We start from the raw sequence: 5,521 nt of genomic DNA, 5'->3' as shown, positions 1-5,521 counted from the left end.
GCGGCTCACCCGGGACGAAATGCTTCGGGGCGATCTTCAAGAGAAGGTTGCAAGTGATTGATCTTTGACAGTGTGCGCAGGTGACTTGTGTGGGCGCCTTGCGGTGGATGGATGATTGTCCATTAATTGCAAGCGTCTAACCTAAGAGTCAATTCAAAAGCTTGACGTTTTAAGGTTAGGGTAAACGCTTCAGAAAGATAGAGTGTCTTCGGACATTCGAAAACTTAAGTGAAGAGTTTGATCCTGGCTCAGATTGAACGCTGGCGGCATGCCTAACACATGCAAGTCGAACGGCAGCACAGCAGTAGCAATACTGTGGGTGGCGAGTGGCGGACGGGTGAGGAATACATCGGGACCTGCCCAGACGTGGGGGATAACGTAGGGAAACTTACGCTAATACCGCATACGTCCTACGGGAGAAAGCGGGGGATCGCAAGACCTCGCGCGGTTGGATGGACCGATGTTCGATTAGCTAGTTGGTGAGGTAAAGGCTCACCAAGGCGACGATCGATAGCTGGTCTGAGAGGATGATCAGCCACACTGGGACTGAGACACGGCCCAGACTCCTACGGGAGGCAGCAGTGGGGAATATTGGACAATGGGCGCAAGCCTGATCCAGCAATGCCGCGTGTGTGAAGAAGGCCTTCGGGTTGTAAAGCACTTTTATCAGGAGCGAAATACTACCGGCTAATACCCGGTGGGGCTGACGGTACCTGAGGAATAAGCACCGGCTAACTTCGTGCCAGCAGCCGCGGTAATACGAAGGGTGCAAGCGTTAATCGGAATTACTGGGCGTAAAGCGTGCGTAGGCGGTTTTTTAAGTCTGCTGTGAAATCCCCGGGCTCAACCTGGGAATGGCAGTGGATACTGGAAAGCTAGAGTGTGTCAGAGGATGGTGGAATTCCCGGTGTAGCGGTGAAATGCGTAGAGATCGGGAGGAACATCAGTGGCGAAGGCGGCCATCTGGGACAACACTGACGCTGAGGCACGAAAGCGTGGGGAGCAAACAGGATTAGATACCCTGGTAGTCCACGCCCTAAACGATGCGAACTGGATGTTGGTCTCAACTCGGAGATCAGTGTCGAAGCTAACGCGTTAAGTTCGCCGCCTGGGGAGTACGGTCGCAAGACTGAAACTCAAAGGAATTGACGGGGGCCCGCACAAGCGGTGGAGTATGTGGTTTAATTCGATGCAACGCGAAGAACCTTACCTGGCCTTGACATGTCTGGAATTCTGCAGAGATGCGGAAGTGCCTTCGGGAACCAGAACACAGGTGCTGCATGGCTGTCGTCAGCTCGTGTCGTGAGATGTTGGGTTAAGTCCCGCAACGAGCGCAACCCTTGTCCTTAGTTGCCAGCACGTAAAGGTGGGAACTCTAAGGAGACTGCCGGTGACAAACCGGAGGAAGGTGGGGATGACGTCAAGTCATCATGGCCCTTACGGCCAGGGCTACACACGTACTACAATGGTCGGTACAGAGGGTTGCGAGACCGCGAGGTGGAGCCAATCCCAGAAAGCCGATCCCAGTCCGGATCGAAGTCTGCAACTCGACTTCGTGAAGTCGGAATCGCTAGTAATCGCAGATCAGCTATGCTGCGGTGAATACGTTCCCGGGCCTTGTACACACCGCCCGTCACACCATGGGAGTGAGTTGCTCCAGAAGCCGTTAGCCTAACCGCAAGGAGGGCGACGACCACGGAGTGGTTCATGACTGGGGTGAAGTCGTAACAAGGTAGCCGTATCGGAAGGTGCGGCTGGATCACCTCCTTTCGAGAGCGACAGCACCGCTGCCGCAAGACGTCCACACAAGACACCTGCACATCCGCACGCCGACGGCGTGAGAGGTCTGCTCCGCAAGGAGCGGGGCCTGAAGCTTTATGGGTCTGTAGCTCAGGTGGTTAGAGCGCACCCCTGATAAGGGTGAGGCCGGTGGTTCGAGTCCACCTAGACCCACCATTATTTGGGATGTCGACCCGGACTTACGGGGCCATAGCTCAGCTGGGAGAGCACCTGCTTTGCAAGCAGGGGGTCGTCGGTTCGATCCCGACTGGCTCCACCAGTTTTAACGATAAACGGATGTGTAGCGCACACAAAAGATTTTGAAGCGAACTGGCGTTGAGGCCAGCTTCGTGTTCTTTGAAAATGTAAACGAGTGACAAGCGTCTTGGTAAAACCTGGATGAGATAAGTCAAGACTTATCTCGCCAAACCGAGATGTGTCGTTGAGGCAAACGACGAATGCGTTGTTTGGGTGTATGACAACGAATGGCCGCGAGGCGATTTGGGGTTATATGGTCAAGCGACCAAGCGTATACGGTGGATGCCTTGGCAGTCAGAGGCGATGAAGGACGTGGCAGCCTGCGAAAAGTGTCGGGGAGCTGGCAACAAGCTTTGATCCGGCAATGTCCGAATGGGGAAACCCACTCCGTAAGGAGTATCGCTGAGTGAATACATAGCTCAGCGAAGCGAACCCGGGGAACTGAAATATCTAAGTACCCGGAGGAAAAGAAATCAACCGAGATTCCCTCAGTAGCGACGAGCGAACGGGGAGTAGCCCAAAAGTGCATCATGTTTTAGTCGAACGGTCTGGAAAGGCCGGCCATAGCAGGTGATAGCCCTGTAGGCGAAAAGGCACGGTGCATGAAATTGAGTAAGGCGAGGCACGAGAAACCTTGTCTGAACATGGGGGGACCATCCTCCAAGGCTAAATACTCCTGACTGACCGATAGCGAACAAGTACCGTGAGGGAAAGGCGAAAAGAACCCCGGAGAGGGGAGTGAAATAGACCCTGAAACCGTATACGTACAAGCAGTGGAAGCCCGCAAGGGTGACTGCGTACCTTTTGTATAATGGGTCAGCGACTTACTGTCAGTGGCAAGCTTAACCGTATAGGGGAGGCGAAGGGAAACCGAGTCTGAATAGGGCGCATAGTCTCTGGCAGTAGACCCGAAACCGAGTGATCTATCCTTGGCCAGGTTGAAGGTGCGGTAACACGCACTGGAGGACCGAACCCACATCTGTTGCAATAGATGGGGATGAGCTGAGGATAGGAGTGAAAGGCTAAACAAACTCGGAGATAGCTGGTTCTCCTCGAAAGCTATTTAGGTAGCGCCTCGTATGAATCTTCCTGGGGGTAGAGCACTGTTATGGCTAGCGGGCCATCGCGGCTTAGTAAACCATGGCAAACTCCGAATACCAGGACAGAATGTACGGGAGACACACGGCGGGTGCTAACGTCCGTCGTGAAAAGGGAAACAACCCAGACCCGCAGCTAAGGTCCCCAAGTTAGTGCTAAGTGGAAAACGATGTGGAAAGGCATAGACAGCCAGGAGGTTGGCTTAGAAGCAGCCACCCTTTAAAGAAAGCGTAATAGCTCACTGGTCGAGTCGGTCTGCGCGGAAGATTTAACGGGGCTAAGCACTACACCGAAGCTCGGGGTGCACACGCAAGTGTGCGCGGTAGAGGAGCGTTCTGTAAGCCTGTGAAGGTGGGTTGAGAAGCCTGCTGGAGGTATCAGAAGTGCGAATGCTGACATGAGTAACGATAATGCGGGTGAAAAGCCCGCACGCCGAAAGCCCAAGGTTTCCTCGCGCAACGTTCATCGGCGCAGGGTGAGTCGGCCCCTAAGGCGAGGCAGAAATGCGTAGTCGATGGGAAGCTGGTTAATATTCCAGCACTTGACTGTAGTGCGATGTGGGGACGGAGAAGGTTAGGTCTACCGGGCGTTGGTTGTCCCGGGGAAAGGCGGTAGGTGGGATGCTTAGGCAAATCCGGGCATCCATACACCGAGCACCGAGACGAGCCCATAAGGGCGAAGTGACTGAGACCACGCTTCCAGGAAAAGCCACTAAGCTTCAGCTACAGCAAACCGTACCGTAAACCGACACTGGTAGGCAGGGTGAGAATCCCAAGGCGCTTGAGAGAACTCGGGTGAAGGAACTAGGCAAAATGGCACCGTAACTTCGGGAGAAGGTGCGCCCGCCGGTGTGGTCACATGCGTGACTGAGCACTAGCGGGTCGCAGTAACCTGGCCGCTGCGACTGTTTATCAAAAACACAGCACTCTGCAAACACGAAAGTGGACGTATAGGGTGTGACGCCTGCCCGGTGCTGGAAGGTTAATTGATGGGGTCAGCCGCAAGGCGAAGCTCTTGATCGAAGCCCCAGTAAACGGCGGCCGTAACTATAACGGTCCTAAGGTAGCGAAATTCCTTGTCGGGTAAGTTCCGACCTGCACGAATGGCGTAACGACAGCGGCGCTGTCTCCACCCGAGACTCAGTGAAATTGAAATCGCTGTGAAGATGCAGCGTTCCCGCGGCAAGACGGAAAGACCCCGTGAACCTTTACTATAGCTTTACACTGAACGTTGAGTTCTTCTGTGTAGGATAGGTGGGAGGCTATGAAACCAGGACGCTAGTCTTGGTGGAGCCAACCTTGAAATACCACCCTGAAGTGCTTGACGTTCTAACCTAGGTCCGTAATCCGGATCGGGGACCGTGTATGGTGGGTAGTTTGACTGGGGCGGTCTCCTCCCAAAGCGTAACGGAGGAGCACGAAGGTACGCTCAGCGCGGTCGGACATCGCGCACTGTGTGCAAAGGCATAAGCGTGCTTGACTGCAAGATCGACGGATCAAGCAGGTACGAAAGTAGGTCTTAGTGATCCGGTGGTTCTGTATGGAAGGGCCATCGCTCAACGGATAAAAGGTACTCCGGGGATAACAGGCTGATACCGCCCAAGAGTTCATATCGACGGCGGTGTTTGGCACCTCGATGTCGGCTCATCACATCCTGGGGCTGTAGCCGGTCCCAAGGGTATGGCTGTTCGCCATTTAAAGTGGTACGCGAGCTGGGTTCAGAACGTCGTGAGACAGTTCGGTCCCTATCTGTCGTGGGCGTTGGAGATTTGAGGGGGGCTGCTCCTAGTACGAGAGGACCGGAGTGGACGTTCCGCTGGTGTTCGGGTTGTCATGCCCATGGCATTGCCCGGTAGCTACGAACGGAAGTGATAACCGCTGAAAGCATCTAAGCGGGAAGCACGCCCCAAGATGAGATCTCCCGAGACTTTAAGTCTCCTTAAGGCCCCATCTAGACTAGGTGGTTGATAGGCGCGGTGTGGACATGCAGCAATGCACTGAGCTAACGCGTACTAATGAGCCGTGCGGCTTGACCATATAACCCCAAGACGCTTCGTGGTGTGCAACCAACGAACCATCTCGATATTTCACCAGACGCTTGTCACTCGTTTACCCCTCTGCGGAGCGGGCGCTTATCCAGCGCTGCTCCCACCCCTTCCCTGGCGGCTATAGCGCTGTGGCCCCACCCGATCCCATCCCGAACTCGGAAGTGAAACGCAGCTGCGCCGATGGTAGTGTGGACTTCCATGCAAGAGTAGGTCACCGCCAGGGGCTTTATCCCTTAAAACGCCTTCCCCATCGGGAAGGCGTTTTGCTTTGTGGGCCATGCTGCAGGGTTTGCTCAAGGGCTATGCAGACGCGTCGCCGAACATGCGAACAACAGCGCT

2 tRNA genes and 3 rRNA genes are annotated in these 5,521 nt (G+C 54.8%); all 5 read left to right on the top strand.

Going from position 1 to position 5,521, the window contains the following annotated elements:
- Positions 1–225 precede the first annotated feature (225 nt).
- The 5 genes from QQJ86_RS15365 to rrf all read left to right on the top strand — a co-directional run bounded on the left by QQJ86_RS15365 (position 226) and on the right by rrf (position 5,405).
- Positions 226–1,770: ribosomal RNA gene (locus tag QQJ86_RS15365) — 16S ribosomal RNA — on the top strand.
- A gap of 109 nt (positions 1,771–1,879) precedes the next feature.
- Positions 1,880–1,956 (top strand) — tRNA-Ile (locus QQJ86_RS15360).
- Positions 1,957–1,983: 27 nt separating this feature from the next.
- Positions 1,984–2,059, top strand: a tRNA-Ala gene (locus QQJ86_RS15355).
- Between the two features lie 233 nt (positions 2,060–2,292).
- Positions 2,293–5,171: ribosomal RNA gene (locus QQJ86_RS15350) — 23S ribosomal RNA — on the top strand.
- 121 nt (positions 5,172–5,292) lie between these two features.
- A 5S ribosomal RNA gene (gene rrf, locus QQJ86_RS15345) occupies positions 5,293–5,405 on the top strand.
- Together the 16S, 23S and 5S rRNA genes with 2 tRNA genes alongside form the textbook arrangement of a ribosomal RNA operon.
- The last annotated feature ends 116 nt before the right edge of the window (positions 5,406–5,521 follow it).

The sequence above is a fragment of the Dyella acidisoli genome (genome assembly GCF_030160295.1).
In the GTDB taxonomy this organism is placed as follows: domain Bacteria; phylum Pseudomonadota; class Gammaproteobacteria; order Xanthomonadales; family Rhodanobacteraceae; genus Dyella_B; species Dyella_B acidisoli.
Note: the sequence above shows the minus strand (reverse complement) of the source record. Positions and strands in the feature narration are given on the sequence as shown.